The 1,144-nt window shown below is 74.0% G+C and carries 1 protein-coding gene; it reads left to right on the top strand.

What is annotated here, in order from left to right:
- Positions 1–1,144 (top strand): polyketide synthase dehydratase domain-containing protein (locus J0670_RS38430; protein WP_207817403.1); only part of this gene is annotated, 1,144 nt, incomplete at both ends.

The raw sequence follows: 1,144 nt of genomic DNA on the forward strand, positions 1-1,144 counted from the left end.
ACCCCGGCTCTGGGCAGCCGTGCCGAGGACCTCGGTCTGGAGACCCCGGGGCACCCGCTGCTGGGTGCGGCGATGGCGTTGCCGGCCAGTGGTGGTGTGGTGCTGACCGGGCGGTTGTCGCTGTCCGCACAGCCGTGGCTGGCGGATCACGTGGTCGCCGGGCAGGTGGTGGTTCCGGGGGCCGCGCTGGTCGAGATGGTGGTCCGGGCCGGTGACGAGGCGGGTTGTGGCCGGGTCGAGGAACTGCTGATCGAGTCGCCGCTGGTGCTCCCGGCCCAGGGTGGCGTGCGGGTGCAGGTGACGGTGGACGAGGCGGATGAGTCCGGGCGCCGTGTGGTGGCCGTCTACGCCCAGGCCGAGGCGGCGGCGACCGAGGGGGAGTGGACCCGGCACGCGACGGGTGTTCTGGCTCCGGCCGACATCTCCGCTGGTACCTCCGTCGACGGTGACGCGGACCTCGCGCAGTGGCCGCCGGCCGGTGCGGAGGCCGTCGACCTCGACGGGTTCTACCCGGCGCTGGCCGAGAGCGGCCTGGCCTACGGTCCCGCGTTCCAGGGGATTCGTGCGGCCTGGCGGCGTGGCGAAGAGCTGTTCGCCGAGGTCGCGCTGCCGGACGGCGTGAGCGCGGCCGGGTTCGGACTGCACCCGGCGCTGCTGGACGCGGCCCTGCACGTGATCGTGGGCACGGGCGAACGGCGCGACAGGCTTGAGGTCCCGTTCTCCTGGGAGAGCGTGAACCTGCACGCCACGGGTGCCGTCGAGGCCCGGGTCCGGGTCACTCCGGAGCGGACGGGCGACGGCGTGGGGCTGGTCCTGGCCGACGCCGAGGGCGGGCTGATCGCTTCCGTCGGCTCGCTGGTCCTGCGGCCGTTCGAGGCCGCTGCGGTGCCGGCTCGGGACGACCTGTTCGGGGTGGAGTGGGTTCCGGCTCAGGCAGTGAACTCCGGTGAGACTGATGACCGTTGGGCCGTGCTCGGGGAGGAGCTGTCGGGCGTCGAGGCGCACGCCGGCCTGGCGGCGCTGCTGGAGGCCGTTGCTGCCGGTGAGGCTGTTCCCGAGGTCGTGGTGGCGCGGGTCGTGCCGGAGTCGGGCGCCGAGGATGTTCCGGGCGTGGCACGCGCTGTCGCGGTCGGTGCGTTGGAGT

Origin of the sequence: Streptomyces sp. FH025 (assembly GCF_017427025.1) — a bacterium.
Classification (GTDB): domain Bacteria; phylum Actinomycetota; class Actinomycetes; order Streptomycetales; family Streptomycetaceae; genus Kitasatospora.